We start from the raw sequence: 525 nt of genomic DNA on the forward strand, positions 1-525 counted from the left end.
AGGTGGGGCTGGCGATTGGGACGAAGTCGTAACAAGGTAGCCGTACCGGAAGGTGCGGCTGGATCACCTCCTTTCTAAGGAGCACCGGCTCGTTTCCGCTCGGCTCAGCCGGGTGGGGAGGGGTCTACGTCGTGTTCGTGAGCGAACGTCTCACGCTCGGCACGCTCATTAGTGGAGCACTGGCTACTCAACCAGGCCCGATGGCCGGGACTACTAGTACCGCCCTCACATGTGAGGGAGTGGGAACGGGGTGTCCGTGCGGGCGGGGCTGGTTGAACACACTGTTGGGTCCTGAGGGAACGGACGAAAGGGCGGGCTCGCTTCTGGCGGGCTTGCTGTCTGTTTGGCCTCGTGCGGGACCATCCTCCTGTCAGACCGGCTTGGTGCGGGTACCTACGTGTACTGCGTGCCGGGTGTTGGTGGTGGGTCGGGTTTGGTCGCTGTTTGTTGTTTGAGATTTGCATAGTGGACGCGAGCATCTTTGTGGCCAAGTTTTTTAGGGCACACGGTGGATGCCTTGGCATC

The 525-nt window shown here is 61.1% G+C and carries 1 rRNA gene; it reads left to right on the forward strand.

Going from position 1 to position 525, the window contains the following annotated elements:
• Nucleotides 1–74, forward strand: a 16S ribosomal RNA gene (locus tag ACW9TB_RS39375); the annotation flags it as partial.
• Nucleotides 75–525: the final 451 nt, after the last annotated feature.

It is taken from the genome of Streptosporangium sp. H13245, assembly GCF_055690525.1.